We start from the raw sequence: 19203 nt of genomic DNA on the forward strand, positions 1-19203 counted from the left end.
TCTGCTCGTCTGGGACCAGCACCGTTCCTAGCCAGTGTGCATGAGTGGGTCCTGGACCCACTGATGTGTGCTGGGCGCATCCCGAACGGTGTTGGATGCGCTGGGTTGCCGCTTTCTCGTCCCGTTCGGCGGCACGTCTCTGGGGACGTGTTCCGTGGCGGGTGGGCGGGTTCCCTCACGTCCTCGGGTGCCTGGCCTGGCCTGGGCGGTCCGATGCCCCGCACGATCTCTCCGGTCGTGTGGGGGCGGTGCCGTCCGACGCCGGACCGGGTGTCCGAGGGCGCGTCGTCCGATCGCGATGCCGGCGGCATCGTGACGGGACATCTTTCGTTTGGGGGTGGCCAGTGGTTTCTGCCAGTGCTGGGCCCCCCACACGCTGGTGTAGGCGGGGTCGACCGCGACGATGCTCAGGCCCTGCTCCGCGGCCATGGAGACCAGCCGGGCCCTGACTTTGCCGGTCGGGATGCCGGAGATCAGCTGCCGGAACCGTTTCCTGCGGCCGTGCTTCTCGCGGGTCTTCTCGGTGGTGAAGTCGAGGTCCTCGATGGCGATCGCACCCGCACCGGTTTGCTTGGCCCAGTGCAGGAGCTGAGTCAGTGCGTGGCGGATCTGGGCATCGCGGTGAGCGGCGGTGCCGGACAGGTCGTAGAAGAAGCGCCGGGGCTCGCCGGTGGGGTTGCCGTGTGGGTCGAGGTGGTAGGCGGCGAAGTGGTCGGCGTTGGTGTCGACGCCGACCATGCCCCGGGCGCGGGCGGTGGCCAGCGGGATCGTCCGGACGGCGGGGCGTTGCCAGGACGCGGTGAGGTACCAGCGGCCACGGCTGGTGTCGAGGTGGATGCGGTAGGCGACGGCCTGGTTCGTGGTGATGCGGTCGGCCCACTCCACGCCCCGGTGCGCAAACTTTACGGTCGAGGTGAGGGTGTACCGGCCGTGTTTGGTGTTGGCGAGGTGGGAGAGCGGGGCGGGCAGTTTGATGCTGATCTCGCCGTCCGGGGTGACGCGGATCGTCTCGTTCCCGAACCGCTTCCCGGACTCGCCGTCGGCGGCAAGAAACCAGCGCTCCGCCTCCCAGCGCTCCCGCCACTGCTCCTCGGTGAGGTGGGCGTCGGTGAGGTGGTGGCGGGTGTTGAGGAGGCGTTTGCCGCCCCGTACGACCCGGACGCGTCCGGCCTGCCGGTCACGGACCGCAGCATCATGCCGGGCTTCCAGCGCCGCGAGACGGCGGGACTTGTGGAACCACTCACCCCTGGACCGGTAACCACCCGGGGCCCGCTTCGTTCCCGGCGCGCCGATAGGGAGGGACAGGCGGTGCCGCAGCGTCCTGATCCCGGCCTCCAGCGTCCGGATGTGCGCGGCCTGGCAACGCCGGGCGAGCGCCCACTGGTCATGGGTGGCCTTGGTGATCGCACCGGCGATCCGCGACGACGACACCCCGGTCAGATCCCGCTTACGCGACGCCCAGGTCTCCTTGCCGTGCTCCAGGCCACCCGCACAACGGGCCTTCAGATCGCGTGAAGCCAGACGGCCCTGGTGCTCACCGATCGCACGCAGAACCTCCTCGTCCCGGGGCGTGAGGTGCTTGAGACGGTCCCGGACCGCCACCCCGCACGGCCCGGCCACCACGAACGGCGCCGCCAACTCCCGCACACCACCCACCACAACACCCCCTCCCACAAGACCGGACACCCGCCCCCAGCCCAACGAGCACCAACCGCCAAGGTCACCCATTCGACCCCAGAACCCCCGTTCCCACCCCACGAACCCACCGCCAGCACCCACCCCTGCTCACCACAACTCACTTCAGCTCAGCAAACCGACAGCAGTCCACACCCCCGCCATCTCCAGGCGGACGTGGCCACGCTCTGCGAGACGCGGCGCCGACGGGCGCTCTGGCTGCTCGCGGCTGTGGTGGACGACTGGGGCGGGGAGTGGGGTGCGTGTGATGCGGCCTCGCCGCAGCGGGGTACCAAGTCCTGGGTCGTGCTGCCCCGTTGATGTCCGTTGCGGTCGATGGAGGCGCCGGAGAGGCGCGAACCGTTGGTCTCCACCGGCCGACGCGGTCAGCCGTTCATGCTGTAACCCAGCTCCTCCGCGGCGATGCACCAGAAGGAGTTCTCGTCGGCGACGGCCGCCGCGTCAAGTGCCCCGAACCGTTCCATCAGGGCATCGGTGAGCGCGTCGGCAGCCTGCTCGGCCAGGTCCTCGGCCTCGTCGGAATCGCTCTCGGGCCCCTCGTACGCGGCGGCCTCGGCGGCGGCCCGCTCGTAGGCCCGGGTGAACGCGACGAGCGCCTCGGGGCTGGAGTTCACCAGGTGGGGTACTCCGTCCTCCGGCAGGCCCCACAGGGAGCCATCGGTGCGTCGTACGCCGAGCGCGCTCAACCCGGGGTCGAGCGCGACCACGGCGTACCGCACACTGTCAACCGCGCGTTCCGTGAAAGGAGCGTCCTGCCAGGCGCCGGGATACGGGCAGCCGGTGCATCCGGCCAGGAGCGGGGCGAGTTCGGTGTCGTCCGTGCGGACACCGTAGCGATGCCTGGTACGGCATCAGATGCCCGTGGTGCCGTCGACGATCTCGCGGATCACGTCGAGGTGGCCGTTGTGCCGGGCGGTCTCCTCGATCAGGTGCAGGAGGATCCAGCGCAGATCGGGGCAACGGCCGTCCCTGCGGGGGTTTTTGGCTGGGGTGTCCAGGTCGTGGGAGGCGACCAGCTCGCGGTAGCGGACGGTCCGTGCCTCGTACTGGGCCAGCACATCGGCGAGCGGCATCTCCACCGCGATGCGCATCTCACGGTCGGGGTCCTCGTCCGTCCACGGGCCCTCGTCCTCGCCGCCGAGGAAGGCCACCTCGAACCAGAAGTACTCGACCCAGCTGAGGTGGTTGATCAGCCCGGCGATGGTCATCAGGGGGGAGCCGGGCAGCGGGGCCCGGCGGGCGTCTTCCGGCGAGATGCCCTCGCACTTCGCGCGTGCGGTGTCGCGTACGTAGTCGAGGAACGTGGTCAGCTGGGTGCGCTCGTCCCATGCGGGAGGCGAATCGGTGCGTGTCATGGACGTACACCATGGGCGATGGGCCCACGTCTGTCCATCGCATAAACCATGTGCTGCGGACCGGGGCCGGTGAACCCTCCGGCCGTCGCCGTCGCCGTCGCCGTCGCTGTCGCCGTCGTCGCCATTGCCGTCGGAGCGGACCGGTCGGCGCCGAACGCCTCTCGCTCCACCGCGACGCGGTGGAGCGAGAGGGGACCTGGGTCCCCCGGAGAGAAGGGGGGACAGGTCCCATGTCTCCGAGGCGGTCGCACGACACACTGATGTCTGCCGGGATCACGAGGCCACTCGCAGGAGGCAGCAGTCATGACCGCACCAGCACCGCCCAGGCTCTGGCAGCCGCCACTGCGGGGAATCGCCCTGGCGGCGCAGAAGGTGCCGCAGCTCGCGCTCTTCGTCCTGATGGTGATCTCCCTCGTCTATCTCGGCCTCGGTGTGGGCGTGCTGCTCCTGCCGCCGGTGGTGGCGGGTATCCGGAAGCTGGCGAACCGGTCGCGGCGCCTGGCGCAGGTCTGGTCCGGGGTCCGGATCCCCGAGCCGTACCGTCCGCCGCCCGCCCGCGAGCCGGGACTCGTCGGCCAGTGGCTCCGGTGCCGTCAGTTGCTCTTTGACCCCGCCACCTGGCGGGACATGCTGTGGACCACCGCCGACCCGGTCGTCGGCACCGTGCTCGCGCTGCTGCCGGCGGCGCTGCTGGTCTACGGACTGGAGGGCCTGGTCTTCCCGTTCGTCTGGGACGACCTCGTGGCGGCCGGCTACGACGACCACTACGCCGGGCTGATCGATGTGAGCGGCGAGCGGGGCGTACGCACCTGGCTGATGCCGCTGGCCGGCATCGGGTTCATCGGCCTCGGCCTCTGGGCGGGACCCCGGCTCCTCACCGCCCACGCCCTGTTCACCCGCAGGCTGCTCGGTCCGCGGCCCGGCGACGAACTCGCCGCACGCGTCGGGCATCTGACCCGGACCCGGGAGTCGGTCGTGGACAGCCAGGCGGCGGAGCTGCGCCGCATCGAACGGGATCTGCACGACGGGGCCCAGGCCCGGCTGGTCGCCATGGGCATGAATCTCGGCGCCGTCGAGCAGCTCCTGGACACCGACCCGGAAGCCGCCCGAGCCCTGTTGGCGGAGACACGGGACTCGTCCTCGAAGGCGCTCGGCGAACTCCGTGACCTCGTCAGGGGAATCCACCCGCCGGTTCTCTCCGACCGCGGACTGGGCGACGCGGTACGCGCCCTGGCCCTGGACAGCCCCCTCCCGGTCGATGTCGTCATCGATCTGCCGGGACGGCTGGACGCCCCGGTCGAGTCCGCCGCGTACTTCGCCGTCAACGAACTGCTGGCGAACGTGGCCAAGCACGCCCGTGCCGGGCGCGTGCGGATCGATGTCCGGCACGATCGCGACGCGCTGCGCATCAGCATGACCGACGACGGGATCGGCGGTGCGACCGCGTCGGCGGGATCCGGGCTGCGCGGAATCGAGAGCCGTATCGCCGCGTTCGACGGCATACTTGCCGTGCACAGCCCCCGGGGCGGACCGACGATGGCATCCATGGAGATCCCGTGCGCATTGTTCTCGCCGAAGATCTCTTCCTCCTGAGGGAGGGGCTGGTCCGCCTCCTCACGGCTCACGGATTCGAGATCGCCGCGGCCGTGGACAACGGACCCGCACTCCTGGACGCGCTGATCGAGCACCGGCCGGACGTGGCACTCGTGGACGTACGGCTGCCGCCGACCTTCACCGACGAGGGGCTGCGCGCCGCCATCGAGGCACGGACCAGGATCCCCGGACTTCCGGTGCTGGTGCTCTCGCAGTACGTGGAGCAGCTCTACGCCCGCGAGCTCCTGGCGGACGGCTCCGGCGGGGTCGGCTACCTGCTCAAGGACCGGGTCTTCGACAGCGGGCAGTTCGTCGACTGCGTGCGCCGGGTGGCTGCCGGAGGCAGTGCGATGGACCCGGACGTGGTGGCGAAACTGCTGGCGGGCAACGCGAGCGACAAACCGCTGACCCGGCTCACCGCACGCGAGCGCGAGGTGCTGGCGCTGGTGGCGGAGGGCCGCTCCAACGCGGCCATCGCCGGGCGGCTCGGCGTCACCGAGAAAGTTGTCACCAAGCACACGTCGAATGTCTTCGCGAAACTCGACCTGGCGCCCTCCGATGACGACAACCGCCGTGTTCTCGCCGTCCTCGCCTATCTGAATTCCTGAACCACGACGGCACCCGTCTTCCTGCCGTCCCCGCGCATCGGGCTTCCGCCCGGAGTTGGTCAGCTCGTCAGTTCGTCCGACACCGCACCACCGGACGCCGCGGCGGAGCGGCCCGGTTCGGCGGTGGTGCCCACGGCCGGCGGGGGGTCTCGCGCATAGCGCGGTGCGGCCGCTCCGGTGCAGGCCCCACGGGCACGGCTCATTGGGGCCCGCGCCTGGGTCCGTGGGCCCAAGCCCGGACAGGCCGGGCTCATTACGCTCGTACGTGACCAACCGTGAGCACTCCTGACCCGGCGCCCGTCACAGGCGTCCGTCCGGTGCGCCCATACGCACGTTGATCTGCACGCTCCACCTTTATTCGTTCCATGGGGTGATGTATCGATGAGTGATGGTTTCTTCTACTCGTACCACCTCGGCTGGAGCCGCCCGGACGCCGAGTCGCTCTTCAGAGATCTCGACGCGGCGGGGCTGCGGCTCAGCCACCCCGTCACGCGACGGGTCACGCTTCTCGGCCCCGGGCCGGACCCCTGGGGCACTCGCTCGTGGGTGACCAGGGAGCAGCTCGTACTCCTGGCCGGCCTGCAACGCATCGACAAGGTCGACTTCCTGCTGTGGGTGAACAGCGGGACCGATGTTCCCGCGCGCATCCGGCGGATGGGGGACGGAGTCGTCGCGCTCGAATTCGGATTCGGGCGGCTGACGCGGGACGAACAGGAGGTGGCCGCGCGGGCGATCAGGGAAGCGATAGGGCGGGCTTCCGTGCTCTGCATCGGGTTCGTGGTCGACCGGGAGGGCGCCTCGGCGGCGACCGACTGGAGCGGTGTCGTCATCAACGGGACGACGTACTTCGACAGTTGGCCGGACACGCTCGCCGTCCGGCACGAAATCGCCGCGATGCAGCCGCAGTTGTCCGGGGTGGCGTCGTACGACGATTCCCCGTGGATGCTGTTCGGGAGCGAGGTCGCCAGCCGGTAGCGGCGAGGTCCCTGACCGGGACGCGCCGACTCGCCCCGGTCAGAGCCACCCCCGCATCGCCGCGAACCCCAGCAGCAGTCCGACCGCGAACGCCCCGAGTACGACCGCGAACACCGCGGGTATCACCACCGGCCCCCACGCCCCCGGTCCGGCCACCGTGGCGTGCTTCGCCGGGTCCGCCGGGTCGTAGCTGACCCGGACCGGCCTTCCGACCTCGAAGCCGAACGGACCCGGGGCATGGTCGGTGAACTCGATGTGGCGGCCGTCGCGGGTCCGGAACGCGAAGACGTACTCGGTGACGTGACTCCGGTCCGTGCCCGGACCTCGGTCGGCCGTCCGGCGGTCCGCGCACCGGCCCTCGGCGTGTTCGCCGTGCCGGACCAGCCGCAGCACCCGGTTCAGCCGCAGCGCCGACCGGATCGCGAACACGCCGCAGAAGAGGCCGAACAGGAGCAGGAACGTGGCCGTGCCACCGGGCAGGATCTGCATGAACGTGCGCCTCTGATCCGCTGTTTGAAGCTACTCGAAACTGCCTGATGCCGTCGTCGGAGCCGTTGGAGCCGCCGAAACCGCCCCGAAGCCGCCCCGGATCCGCCGGAGCCGACCGACCCTACTTGACCGTGATCGAGTCGACGAACGCGTCGAGGTCCCCCTTGCTCAGCGAGCCTTTCACCGCGTTGATCCGGACGGCGAACGGCACATGCTTCGAATCGACGCCCGCCACCACGACGCCCGTCATCGGGGTGCCCGGCGCCGGGGTCCGCTCCTTGCCGCTCGACGTGAACTCGTAGTCGATCCTGCGCGCCTCGCGGGCACTGTCCGCGCCGGCCAGCCGCACGTCCGAGGTCTCCTTCCGGGTCGTCCCGAGACCGATACCGGCGCCGGCCGCGGCCGCCGCCTCGGCGGCGTCGTCCACCCCCGTGGCGAAGTCGAGCTGCACGGAGACCATGCCGGTGCGCAGCCCGCCCTCCTCCTTGAGCGCGACGGCGGCGTTGGCCTTGGTACGGTCGGCCGCCGACTGCTCCTTGTAGCCCTTGTCCTCGGGGTAGCCGACGGAGAGGCTCTTGGTGTCGAGCGTGCCCCAGCCCTCGGGAACCGCGGCGGAGTCGTCGCCGCAGCCGGTGAGCAGGGTGAGGCCGATGGCGGCGGCGGCAGCTGCGCCGATTGCCCGGGACATCTTCATCGTCGTCGTCATCGCCTGTCGCCTCTTCGTCGTGCGTGGTTGCCGCGTGCCGTGCCGTGTGCCATAGCCGTACCCCGTTCGTGCGGCTACTTCGCGCAGTAGCTGTACGGAAGGTACGAGCGCTTGTCGCCCTGCGGAGCCCCGAGGAACTGCGCGTCCGTCAGTGTCTCCTTCTTGTGCTCGTCGGACAGGGAGAATCCCAGACTCATGCCGAGCGACACCTCGAAGCCGAACTCCTGGGCGTCCGTCTCGCCGTGGTACTTCATGGTGCTCGACAGCCCGTCCTGGTACATCAGCTGGTCGAACGGGTCGGTGCCGGCGGGCTTCTGCTGCATGGAGTGGTCGCCGAACATGTACTCGAACGGGGCGGTGTTGTTGCCGGAGCCGTTCAGCCACTGCTCGGCGACGGCCCGCTTGTCCTCGGTGGCCTTGTCGGTGTCCTTGCCGAAGACGACCGAGTTCGTCAGGACCTCGATGCCGGTCTCGCCGGAGGAGTCGGAGCCGCTGACCTTGCCGCCGCGCTTGTCCTTGCCCTTCTCGCCGTTGTCGCCGCTGATGTCGCCCTTGTTGGAGGTCGAGCCGTTCTCAAGGGTCTGGGTCATGTCGATGCGGACGATCTTGCCGGTCTTCTGGTCGCGGGTGACGGTGATCGCCCCGGTCCGGTTGTCCTTCGCGGCGGCCGCGCCGCCGAGCGGACCGGCCGAACCGCTGACCTTGCCCTCCAGTTCGAGTTTGGCGGTGTACGTGTACGACTCGTTGCCGTTGACGTCGTCCTTGGTGATGGTCACCTCGGGGGAGAACTTGGCCTTGCCGCCGAGCTTGGCACCGAGTTTCGTCTCGTCACCCGCGCTGATGGAGAGGCCGCCGTCCGCGTAGGCGTTGAGGCCGATGGTCGAGTAGGAGACCTTCTTGTCGCCGATCTTGCTCTCGACGTCCTTCTTCTTGTCGGCCCACTTCATGCCGGAGTACCAGCCGCCGCCGTAACCACCGCTGTACTTGGTGGAGGTCTCCCACATCTTCATTTCCTCGATGTCGTCCCGCATCTTCTTGGCTTCTTCCTCGCTCTTGAAGACCCAGGTGTCACCGTTGGTGATCTTGATGCCGCCGCCGACGTCCACGTCCGCCTTGCCCAGTTTGCCGAGCTTGACGCCGGGGGTACTGGCGGTCGCGCCGGCCGAGGCGGCGTCGGTGAACGTCATGTGGACCAGCTTGTCGTTCTCGTCGACCTTGCCGTCGCCGTTCACATCGGTCTTGGCCTGGCTGACCTTCTGCTGGAAGCCGTACTCGTTGCCCCACTCGAACCAGCCGATCTTGACCTTGTCGCCGACGGTGTCGGAGATGCTGGAGACCTGGCACATCTTGGGCTCGTAGTCGGCGTCCGTCTTCGGCTTCGCGGTGGTGTCCCCGCCGCCGGCGGAGCAGCTGCCACCACCGCCGCCCATCGAGTTGATCGCGCAGCGGATGCGTTCGCCGATCTGCCCGCCGACCCCCGCCATGGCCATCGCGCCGATCATCGTGACGACGAGGACGATGACCCCGAGGTACTCCAGGGCGGTGGCTCCGCCGTCCCGCCAGGAGTACGGGTGGTACGGCGCCGCGGCCGGCTCGTCGTCGCGGTCGTCCAGCAGCCGGTCGACGGCCAGGCCCGCGGCCGAACCGGTCGCGAGGGTGACGACCGGCATCAACGCGCCCTCCAGGGACACGAGATGCCAGGACACGGCGAATCCGTAGGCGAGCGCGGCCAGCGGGACACCCAGGGCGGCGAGCAGGGTCAGCGGCCGGGACTCGCGCTGCTCGTCGGGCAGGACGCGGGCCGAGGCCAGGACCGTGAGCACGGTCGTGATGACGTTCGGCACGTGCAGCAGGCCGAGGCGCCAGCCGAAGCTCGCGAGCCGGTCCTCGGTGGCGAGCATCTCGACGAGCCCGCGCGACACCAGATATCCGGCGGCGATGTAGACCAGGGCGCCTGCGGCCCAGCTACGGGTCAGGGCAAAGAACACGCCACCGCTCGTACGGGAACCACCCCCGCTTCCCGGCGGTATACGGCCCGCGCCTCCGCTTTCCCAGCCCCCGTCACCCGTCACGGCTCTCCCTCTCCGACGCCCGCTCGACATGCCTGTGCCCGCAGTTCAGCAATGCGGGTGTGACGGTGAGCGTACGGATGTACGAGCCGGGTGACCTGGGCCCTTGGCCCCAAAGCCGGGCCCAACGACGTACGGTGCCCGGCCCCGTACGCGCGGGTGCGGGTACGGGGCCGGGCACCGGGGAGAGGCGGTCCGGGAGTCGGTCCAGGTCGTCCGCGAACGTCCCGGGGGAGGACGAGGCCGAGGTCCTCTGGTCGATCGCCCCCGCCCTGCCGCTCTCCCGCACGAAGCTCCGCCCGTAGCCCCGCCCGTAGCCCCGCCCCATCAAACCCCGCATCAAGCCCCGCACGAAGCTCCGCCGTATCAAGCCCCGCCGCCCGCAGCCCCGCCGCCCCTGGCGGGCGGGACCACCCACCGCGGAGATAATCGGCAGCATGCCCGACGACGATCCGGCCGCCCAGGCCACCGCCCCCGCACCGCGGCTCGTGCGGCAGCACGGCCACCGAACGCAGCCGCAGCCGCCGCCGTCGCAGCCCTCCGCCCGTGGTCGCCTCACGGCGGCTCTCGCGGCGGCGGCACCGGCCCTCGGGGCGTACGCGGCCGTGCGTCTGATCGGTCTCGCCGTCTTCGCCGCTGCCGCGTCCGGTGCCGGGAAGAGCGCCTTCCACCTCCTCGCCGAGCGCTGGGACTCCGTCTGGTATCAGCGGATCGCCGAGAACGGCTACGGCCACACCGCCATCCTCCCGAACGGTGGCGTCCACCCCGACCTGGCCTTCTTCCCGCTGCTGCCGGCGCTGGAACGCGGCATCGCCGAGGTGACCCCGCTCTCCCTCGCGGGCGCCGGACTGCTGATCGCCTGGGTCGCCGGGCTCCTCGCCGCCTGGGGGATCTTCGCCGTCGGAGCGCGTCTGTACGGGCGCCGGACCGGGGTGGTGCTGGCCGCGCTGTGGGGCGCGTACCCGACGGCGTTCGTCCAGTCGATGGCGTACACCGAAACCCTGTTCACCGCGTTCGCGGCCTGGACGCTGTACGCCGTACTGACCCGGCGCTGGATCGCGGCGGGCACCCTGTGTGTCCTCGCCGGGCTGACCAGGCCCTCCGCCGCGGCGCTCATCGCCGCCCTCGCGATCACCGCCGTGGTCACGCTCGTCGGGGAGTACCGGGCCGGCCGGACGGACGGCATCGTCCGCCGCAACGCGCGGATGCTGATCGGTACCGCGCTCGCGCCGCTGGGCTGGCTCGCGTACGTGGTGTTCGTCGCCGTACGGCAGGGCAGCCCGTTCGCGTACTTCGACGTCCAGGCACAGTGGGGCAACAGCATCGACGGAGGCGTGGCGCTCGCCTCGTTCATCCTCGGGCTGCCGCTGCCCGCCGCGCTCGGACTGTGCGCGGCGCTCGCGGGCCTGGGGTGGGTGGTGGTCCTGTGCGTACGGCAGCGTCAGCCGCTCCCCGTGCTCGCCTACTGCGTCGCCGTCGTCGTCATCTCACTGATCGGCTCCGGGTACTTCGGGTCCCGGCCGCGGCTGATGATGCCCGCGTTCCCCCTGCTCCTCCCGCCCGCCGTCGCGCTGCTGCGGCTGCGCACCACGGCCCGCACGGTGACGGTCGTCGCCGTGCTCGCGGTGGCTTCGGCGGCCTACGGGGCGTGGACGCTGCTCGGTTCCGGCCCGCCGTAGAAGCGAACAGCCCGTCGCGCGATGAACCGGGGACGATGAACCGGGGGCTCACCGCCGCTCCCCGTCGCCCTCCTGCTGGACGATCCGCACCTTCGCTCCCGGCCGCAGCCCCCACTTCTCCATCGCCCCGGCCTCCGACTCGATCACATGACGGGCCCTCAGCCGCGGCATCCCGAGCCGGCCCGGCTTCATCGTGTGGACGGCGACCACATGGAACTTCCGGTCCAGGTACGCCACATCGATGGCGAACCGCATCCGGAAGGTGTGCACACTCCCGCACGGGGTGATCAGCAGAGCACCGTCGATCCCGTCCTGTCCGAGCAGCCCCCGGCTCCTGGCCGGGTACGTGGCCGCGATCCGCAGCGGTATCTCCGGCTCCTGCCCTCCCTGTGGATCGGTGACCGTCAACGTCCCATTCCCATTGCGCCATTGAGCCATGGCCCAGACGGTAGCGTCCGGTGGCGGTCGCTGGGTCCGGAACGGTACGCGGTGGGCCCCAGGACCCATGGACCCGTGTCCCGGAACCCGCCTAGGGTCTGCTCCGTGTACGCCATGCTGACAGTGTCCGCCGCGCTCTGGGGCGCGGCGGCCGGACTGCTCGTCCCGCGCGCCGCCTACCGGTTCTCCGTCGATCCGGAGGATGCCTGGCGGGACACCTGCCCCGCGGGCCACGCCCTGACCGGGGCCGCCCGCGGCTGGCTCGGCTCCACCCGGTGCGCCCCGTGCGCGGCGGTGCCGGTCCCCGCGGGCGGCGAGCCGGGAGCCCCGGACGCCGGGGAGAACGGCCCGCGGACCGCGGTGCGGTACGCCCCCGGCGTCCTCGTCCCCGTCGTCACCGCGCTCGTCTGTGCCGTCCTCGCGGCGGGCACCGGTCTGCGGCCCGAGCTCGCGGTGTGGCTGCTGCTGGCCCCCGTCGCCGTGCTCCTCGCGACCGTCGACCGCCGGGTCCACCGCCTGCCCGACCGGCTGACCCTGCCCGCCGCCGGAGCGGTCACCGTGCTCCTGGGCGCCGCGGCGCTGCTCCCGGAGCACGGCGGATCCTGGCGGTCCGCCCTGCTCGGCGGAGCGGTCCTCGGTGCCTTCTACTTCCTGCTCTTCCTCATCAACCCGAACGGAATGGGCTTCGGAGACGTCAAGCTCGCCCTGTCGCTGGGCGTCGCCCTCGGCTGGTACGGCTGGGCCGTGGTGTTCGCCGGCGGCTTCGCCGGGTTCCTGCTCGGTGCGGTGTACGGGTTCGGGCTGATGGTCCTGAAGAGGGCCGGCCGCAAGACCGGCATCCCGTTCGGACCGTTCATGATCACGGGTGCGCTGCTGGGCCTGCTGCTCGGCGGCCTGACCGCCTGACCGTCCGCCGTCTGCCCGCCGCCCGCCCGCCGTCTGCCCACCGTCTGCCCGGCCACCGGGCGGCGGACGAGCGGCGCCCGCGCCGTGCCCGTATTGAGGTCGCGCGGGACACCGCCCGGCTGACACCCTTCCCGTATGCCTGGAACACCAGCGGAATCAGCAGAACGCGCACGGTTCGTCGCACTCGTCGAGGAGGCCGCCACAGTCTCCGTCGACGGCTGGGACTTCTCCTGGCTCGACGGCAGGGCCACCGAACAGCGCCCCTCCTGGGGCTACGCCCGCGCCATGGCGGACCGGATGCGAGGGGCGAGGGCCGCGCTCGACATCCAGACCGGCGGCGGCGAGATCCTCGCCTCCGTACCCGAACTCCCGCCGCTCACGGTCGCCACCGAGTCCTGGCCGCCGAACATCGCCCGCGCCACCGCCCTCCTGCACCCGCTCGGCGCGGCCGTGGTCGCCGACGCGGACGAGCCGCCGCTGCCGTTCGGCGACAACGCCTTCGACCTGGTGGTCAGCCGGCATCCGGTGACCACCTGGTGGGCGGAGATCGCGAGGGTGCTCACCCCCGGCGGCACGTACTTCTCGCAGCAGGTCGGCCCGGCCAGCGTCTTCGAGCTCGTCGAGTATTTTCTTGGCCCGCAGCCGCCCGAGGTGCGCGGCGCCCGCGACCCGGAACGGGCGCGCGCCGCCGCCGAGGCGGCCGGGCTCGACGTGGTCGATCTGCGGATGGAGAGGCTGCGCACCGAATTCTTCGACATCGGAGCCGTCGTCTACTTCCTGCGGAAGGTGATCTGGATGGTGCCGGGCTTCACCGTCGAGGAGTACCGGCCACGACTGGCCGCACTGCACCACCGGATCGAGACCGAGGGGCCATTCGTCGCCCACACCACCCGATTCCTGGTCGAGGCCCGCAAACCGGATTAGGACAGGCTCCCTGCTTTCGTCCGAATGATGCGACCCTGGGCGGTGAGCGCATGGGGAGGGGACCAGTCATGAGGGTGGGGAACGAAGACGAGGCGCCGCGTGTCCCGCGGCAGGGCAGGGCCGACTGGCTCAGAGGCGCACGCATCGTCGGAGTGCTCGGCGTCTTCTACCGGCCGGAAGGGCGGATGGGCGAGCCGGAGGCGGTCGAATTCCTGCTGGCGGACGACCAGTCGGTGATCCTGACCTGCGCCTCCGACGGAACCCTGCGAGTCGGCCCCGGCGCCTGGCCCCGGCTGCCGAAGTGGTGCGTACCGTCGGGACAGTGGGAGTTCCTCACCGTGTCGAACCTGCCGCCGCCCCCCGACGGCGGCTGGACCGTCACCCGCACCGAGGAACGCAGGGACGAGCGGGGCGAGGTCCACGAGGCCGTCATCCGGTGCGAGGGGGGACGCTTCGTGGTCGTCGGCGGCGACACCGTGACCATCCGCTTCACCCGCTGCCACCGGGGCGCACCGGCGGCCACCTGAGGCCACTCGTTCGGGCCGGGCCCTGCCCCATATCGGCCACTGAACCGCCGACCGCGCGCCGTGCTCGCACCGCAGTCCGGTGAATTCGGAGAGTAATTGTGGAGTGGCGTGGCACGCAGCATCACTTACGAAGGGTTATGGTGGAAACCCCCCCTCGGGCCGGTCCGTATCCCCCCCCACGGACCGGCCCGTTTTTTGTGGCCGGGCCGTCCCGGCCCGGGTGAGGCCGGACGCCACACGCGCACCGGCCTCGCGCAGACCCCTTCCGTCAGCTCCGTCCGGCCCAGATGTTGGTTCCCGCGGTGTCCACGGCGAAGGTGTCGATCTCCTTCAGTTCCCCGGCGGACAGTGGCGGTCCGGCGAGCGCCGCGACGTTCTCCTCCAGCTGCTTCACACTCGATGCGCCGATCAGCGCCGACGTCATACGGCTGTCCCGAAGCACCCAGTTCAGTGCCAGCTGGGCGAGCGACTGGCCGCGCCGCCGGGCGATGTCGTTCAGCCCGTTCAGCCGGCGGAGCACCTCGTCGGAGAGCAGGCCCGGGTCGAGGGACTTGCCCTGGGTGGCGCGCGAGCCCTCCGGGATGCCGGTCAGGTACTTGTTCGTGAGCAGGCCCTGGGCGAGCGGCACGAAGGAGATGCAGCCCATGCCGGCCGTCTCCAGGGTGTCGAGCAGCCCGTCGTCCTCGATCCAGCGGTTGATCATCGAGTAGGACGGCTGGTGGATCAGGGCGGGTACGCCCATCTCCTTGAGCAGCCGGGCCGCCTCGGCGGTCTGCTCCGCGTTGTACGAGGAAACCCCCACGTACAGCGCCTTGCCCTGCCGCACGGCGGAGGCGAGCGCCCCCATCGTCTCCTCCAGCGGGGTGTCCGGGTCGAAGCGGTGGGAGTAGAAGATGTCGACGTAGTCGAGCCCCATCCGCTTCAGCGAGGCGTCGAGCGACGACAGCAGGTATTTGCGGGAGCCCCACTCACCGTAGGGGCCCGGGTGCATGTCGTAGCCGGCCTTGGTGGAGATGATCAGCTCGTCCCGGTACGGGGCGAAGTCCTGCCGGAATATCTTGCCGAAGTTGAGCTCGGCGGAGCCGGGCGGCGGCCCGTAGTTGTTGGCCAGATCGAAGTGGGTCACCCCGAGATCGAAGGCGCGGCGCAGGATCGCCCGCTGGGAGTCCAGCGTGCGGTCGTCGCCGAAGTTGTGCCAGAGGCCGAGGGAAACGGCCGGGAGCTTGAGGCCGCTGCGGCCGGTGCGGCGGTACTCCATGGAGTCGTAGCGCGAACCGGCGGCCTGGTAGAAGAAAGGAGAATCAATCACGTTTCTCTCCTTATCACGGACTTGTGACAGGCCGGGTTGGGCCGGTGTGCCGCCCGCGCAGTAATGTGGCGGCCTCGGGTACTGCCACGGCACGGCGGGGCGATGGACTCTGCGGAACAGTGCGGCGATCCCCAGGAGGACGGCCCCGGTCCCCGGGAATTTGGGGCGGGCGGGCCCGCACAGAACCGAGAGGTGAACTCAGTGAACTTGCGCGACCTGGTGTACGGGCTCTACGCGCGCCGGGTGGAGGCCCGCCTCGACCACACCCAGGTGCCCAAGCACATCGGTGTCATCCTCGACGGCAACCGGCGCTGGGCGAAGGCGTCCGGTGGCACGGCCGCGCAGGGGCACCAGGCCGGTGCGGTCAAGATCCAGGAGCTGCTCGGCTGGTGCAGTGAGACCGATGTGGAGGTCGTCACCCTCTGGCTGCTCTCCACGGACAACTTCGACCGGCCCGAGTCCGAGCTGACGCCGCTCCTCGGCATCATCGAGAACACCGTGCGCGACCTCGCAGCGGACGGACGCTGGCGGGTCCACCACGTCGGCACGCTCGATCTGCTGCCCGCCCACACCCAGACCGTCCTCAAGGAGGCCGAGCAGGCCACGGTCGGTGTCGACGGGATACTGGTCAATGTCGCCGTCGGCTACGGCGGCCGCCAGGAGATCGCGGACGCGGTCCGCTCGCTCCTGCTGGACCACTCCGAGAAGGGGACGTCCTTCGAGGAACTGGCCGAGATCGTCTCCACCGACCTGATCTCCGAGCACCTCTACACCCGGGGCCAGCCCGACCCGGACCTGGTCATCCGCACCAGCGGCGAGCAGCGGCTGTCCGGCTTCATGCTCTGGCAGAGCGCGCACTCCGAGTACTACTTCTGCGAGGTCTTCTGGCCGGCCTTCCGCCGCGTCGACTTCCTCCGTGCCCTGCGCGACTACGCGGCCCGGCACCGCCGCTACGGCGGCTGACACCCTCTCCCCGGGGGCCGGCCCTGTCCGGGGGCCGGCGGACCCCGGCCCCCCGTCCGGCGTTCGAGGTCCGAGGACGGCGCCCGTCACGGCGGTGGCGCCGCGCTGACGTGGCCGGACGCACCGACTCCGCACACACCCGCCCGCCCCGGGGCGGCATGGCTTCGCGTGTTCGAGGGAATACCCCTGACAGGTCGACGTCCGGTCACCAACCAGGCGGACGTCGTGTCCAAGTGAGCGGCATCGAGTCCGCTCGCCCGGGAGGCCCTTTGCACACGAAGGACCGTACATACAGTGCGGCCGACGCGGAGGGCCGGCGCTCGGCCCGTGCATCGGGGCCGCAGCCCGGTCCGTCCTCTCCCATTGGGATGCTCCGCGACACCGTCGCACCCCAACCTCGTCCGAGGGGGTACGTCCTTCCGTGGTGACCAGCACAAAGCGCCGCTTGCTCGACAGGCGCACCTACGTTCTCGACACCAGCGTCCTGCTGGCCGATCCGAACGCCATGGCCCGGTTCGACGAGCACGAAGTCGTGCTCCCGATCGTCGTGGTCACGGAACTGGAGGCCAAACGGCACCACCCGGAGCTGGGGTACTTCGCCCGGCAGGCCCTGCGCCTGCTGGACGACTTCCGTACCCGGTACGGCCGGCTGGACGCCCCGATCCCGCTCGGGGATCTGGGCGGGACCCTGCGCGTCGAACTCAACCATTCCGATCCCGGCGTACTGCCCGCCGGCTACCGGTTGGGGGACAACGACTCACGGATCCTCGCGGTCGCGCGCAACCTCCAGGCCGAGGGGTACGACGTCACGGTCGTCTCCAAGGACCTGCCGCTGCGCATCAAGGCGTCCTCGGTCGGCCTCCTCGCCGAGGAGTACCGTGCCGAACTCGCCATCACCGACTCGGGCTGGACGGGGATGTCGGAACTGCCCCTCGCCGCCGAGCAGGTCGATCTGCTCTACGGAGAGGAAACGCTGTACGTACCCGAGGCCGCCGAACTGCCCGTGCACACCGGACTGGTCCTCCGGTCCGAGCGCGGCAAGGCCCTCGGCCGGGTCACCGCCGAGGGCAGTGTGCGCCTGGTGCGCGGTGACCGGGAGGTCTTCGGTATCCACGGCCGCAGCGCCGAACAGCGCATCGCGCTCGATCTCCTCCTCGACCAGGACGTCGGCATCGTGTCGCTGGGCGGCAGGGCCGGGACCGGCAAGTCGGCGCTGGCGCTCTGCGCCGGTCTCGAAGCGGTCCTGGAGCGCAGGCAGCACCAGAAGGTGATGGTCTTCCGTCCGCTGTACGCGGTCGGCGGCCAGGAACTGGGCTATCTCCCCGGCACCGAGGCCGAGAAGATGAGTCCCTGGGCGCAGGCCGTCTTCGACACGCTCTCGGCGGTCGCCGGACGCGAGGTGATCGAGGAGGTGCTGGGACGCGGGATGCTGGAGATCCTGCCGCTCACCCACATCCGGGGCCGCTCGCTCCACGACGCCTTCGTGATCGTCGACGAGGCGCAGTCCCTCGAACGGAACGTCCTGCTGACCGTGTTGTCCCGGATCGGGGCGAATTCCCGGGTGGTGCTCACGCATGACGTGGCCCAGCGGGACAACCTCAGGGTCGGCCGGTACGACGGAGTCGTCGCCGTGGTCGAGAAGCTGAAGGGACATCCGCTCTTCGCGCATGTCACGCTCACCCGCTCCGAGCGCTCGCGGATCGCCGCACTGGTGACCGAAATGCTGGAGGACGGCCAGATCTGATACGGGATACGCCAGTTGGTGCCGCCCGGCGAGCGCAGCAGCTTAGCCGGGCGGCATCGTGTTGCGGCGGTATTTCTGAAAATCACTTGCTCCAAACGAGGTGTGAGCTTTCACACGCAACGGAGAATTGCTTCCCGGTGTCCTGGTCCGGCAAAGTCTTGCTTCCGTCAGGCCCCGCATACGGCACACCCGCACCTCCAGAGGTGCCACGCACCACACAACTCAACAATCGCCGTCCGTATGCCGCCCGCGAGCACCACGCGGCGCTCCCTCCGGGGAGTTGCCCACCGGGTCCGTGCCTCCCGTGACCCAAGCAGTAGGGAGGCCAGCGCCAGGGGCACGATTGCGTCCGCGAGGTCACCTAAGCGGGCGATGCTGGAAGGACACCGTGTGAGCCGGATCTCGGTCCGGGGGTTCGCCGTGGCATCCGCCACTGCCGTAACCACCGTTGGCGCCGTCGTTGGCGTTGCCTCGGGCAGCACTCCCGCTGTCGACGACAACAACTTCGAGGCGACCGCAGCCGACACCACGCTGCTCGCAGACATCCCCGCGGGCCAGCAGGCCCAGGTGCAGACCGCCTCACTGACGCAGCAGGCGGACGCCCAGGCGTCCGCGGCCGACGCCATGGCGAAGAAGTCCGTGGAGGAAGCGGCCCGCATCCAGGCCGCCAAGGACGCCAAGTCGAAGAAGCAGGCGGCCGAGGCCAAGCTGGAGAAGGAGCGCCAGGACAAGAAGGACAAGGACGCGGCCGATCGCGCCAGCCGCTCCGAAATCCGCAGCACGGCCTCGTTCGCCCAGCAGAGTTCGTACACCGTGGCCGAGGTCAAGGCGATCGCACGGCAGATCGTGCCCGCCGACCAGTTCCAGTGCTTCAGCAACATCGTGAACGTCGAGTCGACCTGGAACTACCGGGCGAGCAACCCGTCTTCCGGTGCCTACGGCCTCGTCCAGGCGCTGCCCGGCTCGAAGATGGCGAGTGCCGGCGCCGACTGGCAGACCAACCCGGCCACCCAGATCAAGTGGGGACTCAGCTACATGAACGGCGCCAAGTACGGCAGCCCGTGCGGTGCCTGGTCCTTCTGGCAGGCCAACCACTGGTACTAGAACCTACCGAGGTTCCGGTCTCAACCACGCGAAGCCCCTCGCCGTCCTACGGTGAGGGGCTTCGCGCGTGTACGGTCGGGTCCGGACGGCTCGGCGGGGGAGTGGTGGGGAGCGAAGGC

19 protein-coding genes are annotated in these 19203 nt (G+C 70.4%); 11 read left to right on the forward strand and 8 right to left on the reverse strand.

All coding sequences use genetic code 11. The features are described from left to right. Window positions 1-27: 27 nt before the first annotated feature. Window positions 28-1656 (reverse strand): IS200/IS605 family accessory protein TnpB-related protein, encoded by a 1629-nt coding sequence (locus tag ACF08M_RS19435; protein ID WP_392186556.1) that lies wholly within the window; start codon window positions 1654-1656, stop codon window positions 28-30. Window positions 1657-1851: 195 nt separating this feature from the next. On the opposite strand from ACF08M_RS19435, the gene ACF08M_RS19440 reads away from it, so the two are divergent. Further along, the gene (locus ACF08M_RS19440) at window positions 1852-1995 is read left to right on the forward strand and encodes a hypothetical protein (protein ID WP_392186475.1); all 144 of its coding nucleotides are present in this window, start codon (window positions 1852-1854) and stop codon (window positions 1993-1995) included. Window positions 1996-2060: 65 nt separating this feature from the next. Here ACF08M_RS19440 and ACF08M_RS19445 read toward each other — a convergent pair whose 3' ends face one another. Together ACF08M_RS19445 and ACF08M_RS19450 are read right to left on the reverse strand one after the other, a co-directional pair. Continuing rightward, window positions 2061-2414 carry an SUKH-4 family immunity protein gene (locus ACF08M_RS19445; RefSeq protein WP_392186476.1) on the reverse strand — a complete coding sequence of 118 codons (354 nt, stop codon included), beginning with the start codon at window positions 2412-2414 and terminating at the stop codon, window positions 2061-2063. A gap of 132 nt (window positions 2415-2546) precedes the next feature. Next, on the reverse strand, window positions 2547-3050 hold the full coding sequence (locus ACF08M_RS19450; protein WP_392186477.1) for a DinB family protein: 504 nt from the start codon (window positions 3048-3050) through the stop codon (window positions 2547-2549). Window positions 3051-3353: 303 nt separating this feature from the next. Here ACF08M_RS19450 and ACF08M_RS19455 point away from each other — a divergent pair, with 303 nt between their 5' ends. From ACF08M_RS19455 to ACF08M_RS19465, 3 genes are all read left to right on the forward strand, one after another. Next, the gene (locus ACF08M_RS19455; RefSeq protein ID WP_392186478.1) at window positions 3354-4643 is read left to right on the forward strand and encodes a sensor histidine kinase; all 1290 of its coding nucleotides are present in this window, start codon (window positions 3354-3356) and stop codon (window positions 4641-4643) included. Continuing rightward, window positions 4607-5251 carry a LuxR C-terminal-related transcriptional regulator gene (locus tag ACF08M_RS19460; RefSeq protein ID WP_392186479.1) on the forward strand — a complete coding sequence of 215 codons (645 nt, stop codon included), beginning with the start codon at window positions 4607-4609 and terminating at the stop codon, window positions 5249-5251. The genes ACF08M_RS19455 and ACF08M_RS19460 overlap by 37 nt, the downstream gene beginning before the upstream one ends. 381 nt (window positions 5252-5632) lie before the next feature. Continuing rightward, the gene (locus ACF08M_RS19465; RefSeq protein WP_392186480.1) at window positions 5633-6226 is read left to right on the forward strand and encodes a hypothetical protein; all 594 of its coding nucleotides are present in this window, start codon (window positions 5633-5635) and stop codon (window positions 6224-6226) included. Window positions 6227-6265: 39 nt separating this feature from the next. Here ACF08M_RS19465 and ACF08M_RS19470 read toward each other — a convergent pair whose 3' ends face one another. The 3 genes from ACF08M_RS19470 to ACF08M_RS19480 all read right to left on the reverse strand — a co-directional run bounded on the left by ACF08M_RS19470 (window position 6266) and on the right by ACF08M_RS19480 (window position 9493). Next, entirely contained in the window at window positions 6266-6715 is a 450-nt protein-coding gene (locus ACF08M_RS19470) for a DUF3592 domain-containing protein (protein ID WP_392186481.1), read from the reverse strand. A gap of 121 nt (window positions 6716-6836) precedes the next feature. Continuing rightward, the gene (locus tag ACF08M_RS19475) at window positions 6837-7421 is read right to left on the reverse strand and encodes a hypothetical protein (protein ID WP_392186482.1); all 585 of its coding nucleotides are present in this window, start codon (window positions 7419-7421) and stop codon (window positions 6837-6839) included. Window positions 7422-7495: 74 nt separating this feature from the next. Beyond that, a complete protein-coding gene (locus ACF08M_RS19480; RefSeq protein ID WP_392186483.1) occupies window positions 7496-9493 on the reverse strand; it encodes a hypothetical protein in 1998 nt (665 codons plus the stop codon). A 434-nt stretch (window positions 9494-9927) separates the two neighbouring features. Between ACF08M_RS19480 and ACF08M_RS19485 the strand changes: the two genes are divergently transcribed. Next, window positions 9928-11169 carry a hypothetical protein gene (locus ACF08M_RS19485; protein WP_392186484.1) on the forward strand — a complete coding sequence of 414 codons (1242 nt, stop codon included), beginning with the start codon at window positions 9928-9930 and terminating at the stop codon, window positions 11167-11169. Window positions 11170-11217: 48 nt separating this feature from the next. Here the strand turns inward: ACF08M_RS19485 and ACF08M_RS19490 are convergent, their stop codons facing one another. Then, window positions 11218-11607 carry a DUF192 domain-containing protein gene (locus tag ACF08M_RS19490; RefSeq protein WP_392186485.1) on the reverse strand — a complete coding sequence of 130 codons (390 nt, stop codon included), beginning with the start codon at window positions 11605-11607 and terminating at the stop codon, window positions 11218-11220. A 105-nt stretch (window positions 11608-11712) separates the two neighbouring features. Between ACF08M_RS19490 and ACF08M_RS19495 the strand changes: the two genes are divergently transcribed. The 3 genes from ACF08M_RS19495 (at window position 11713) to ACF08M_RS19505 (ending at window position 13964) form a co-directional block, all read left to right on the forward strand. Then, window positions 11713-12513 (forward strand): prepilin peptidase, encoded by an 801-nt coding sequence (locus tag ACF08M_RS19495; protein WP_392186486.1) that lies wholly within the window; start codon window positions 11713-11715, stop codon window positions 12511-12513. 135 nt (window positions 12514-12648) lie between these two features. Then, complete coding sequence (locus ACF08M_RS19500) at window positions 12649-13437, forward strand: class I SAM-dependent methyltransferase (protein ID WP_392186487.1); 789 nt, start codon at window positions 12649-12651, stop codon at window positions 13435-13437. A 68-nt stretch (window positions 13438-13505) separates the two neighbouring features. Next, window positions 13506-13964, forward strand: a complete 459-nt coding sequence (locus ACF08M_RS19505) for a hypothetical protein (RefSeq protein ID WP_392186488.1) — start codon at window positions 13506-13508, stop codon at window positions 13962-13964. Window positions 13965-14232: 268 nt separating this feature from the next. Here ACF08M_RS19505 and mgrA read toward each other — a convergent pair whose 3' ends face one another. Beyond that, window positions 14233-15270 carry an L-glyceraldehyde 3-phosphate reductase gene (gene mgrA / locus ACF08M_RS19510; protein WP_392186557.1) on the reverse strand — a complete coding sequence of 346 codons (1038 nt, stop codon included), beginning with the start codon at window positions 15268-15270 and terminating at the stop codon, window positions 14233-14235. Between the two features lie 204 nt (window positions 15271-15474). Here mgrA and ACF08M_RS19515 point away from each other — a divergent pair, with 204 nt between their 5' ends. The 3 genes from ACF08M_RS19515 to ACF08M_RS19525 all read left to right on the forward strand — a co-directional run bounded on the left by ACF08M_RS19515 (window position 15475) and on the right by ACF08M_RS19525 (window position 19084). Then, the gene (locus ACF08M_RS19515) at window positions 15475-16236 is read left to right on the forward strand and encodes an isoprenyl transferase (protein ID WP_392186489.1); all 762 of its coding nucleotides are present in this window, start codon (window positions 15475-15477) and stop codon (window positions 16234-16236) included. Window positions 16237-16657: 421 nt separating this feature from the next. Then, on the forward strand, window positions 16658-17980 hold the full coding sequence (locus ACF08M_RS19520; RefSeq protein WP_392186490.1) for a PhoH family protein: 1323 nt from the start codon (window positions 16658-16660) through the stop codon (window positions 17978-17980). Between the two features lie 390 nt (window positions 17981-18370). Next, complete coding sequence (locus ACF08M_RS19525) at window positions 18371-19084, forward strand: lytic transglycosylase domain-containing protein (protein ID WP_392186491.1); 714 nt, start codon at window positions 18371-18373, stop codon at window positions 19082-19084. The last annotated feature ends 119 nt before the right edge of the window (window positions 19085-19203 follow it).

This window comes from Streptomyces sp. NPDC015032, assembly GCF_043080425.1.
GTDB lineage: Bacteria > Actinomycetota > Actinomycetes > Streptomycetales > Streptomycetaceae > Streptomyces.

Coding starts and splice junctions, on each gene's coding strand:
- ACF08M_RS19470 (WP_392186481.1), bottom strand. CDS start 6,715: ATGCAGATCCTGCCCGGTGGCACGGCCACGTTCCTGCTCCTGTTCGGC.
- ACF08M_RS19465 (WP_392186480.1), top strand. CDS start 5,633: ATGAGTGATGGTTTCTTCTACTCGTACCACCTCGGCTGGAGCCGCCCG.
- ACF08M_RS19450 (WP_392186477.1), bottom strand. CDS start 3,050: ATGACACGCACCGATTCGCCTCCCGCATGGGACGAGCGCACCCAGCTG.
- ACF08M_RS19490 (WP_392186485.1), bottom strand. CDS start 11,607: ATGGCTCAATGGCGCAATGGGAATGGGACGTTGACGGTCACCGATCCA.
- ACF08M_RS19455 (WP_392186478.1), top strand. CDS start 3,354: ATGACCGCACCAGCACCGCCCAGGCTCTGGCAGCCGCCACTGCGGGGA.
- ACF08M_RS19500 (WP_392186487.1), top strand. CDS start 12,649: ATGCCTGGAACACCAGCGGAATCAGCAGAACGCGCACGGTTCGTCGCA.
- ACF08M_RS19505 (WP_392186488.1), top strand. CDS start 13,506: ATGAGGGTGGGGAACGAAGACGAGGCGCCGCGTGTCCCGCGGCAGGGC.
- ACF08M_RS19475 (WP_392186482.1), bottom strand. CDS start 7,421: ATGACGACGACGATGAAGATGTCCCGGGCAATCGGCGCAGCTGCCGCC.
- ACF08M_RS19485 (WP_392186484.1), top strand. CDS start 9,928: ATGCCCGACGACGATCCGGCCGCCCAGGCCACCGCCCCCGCACCGCGG.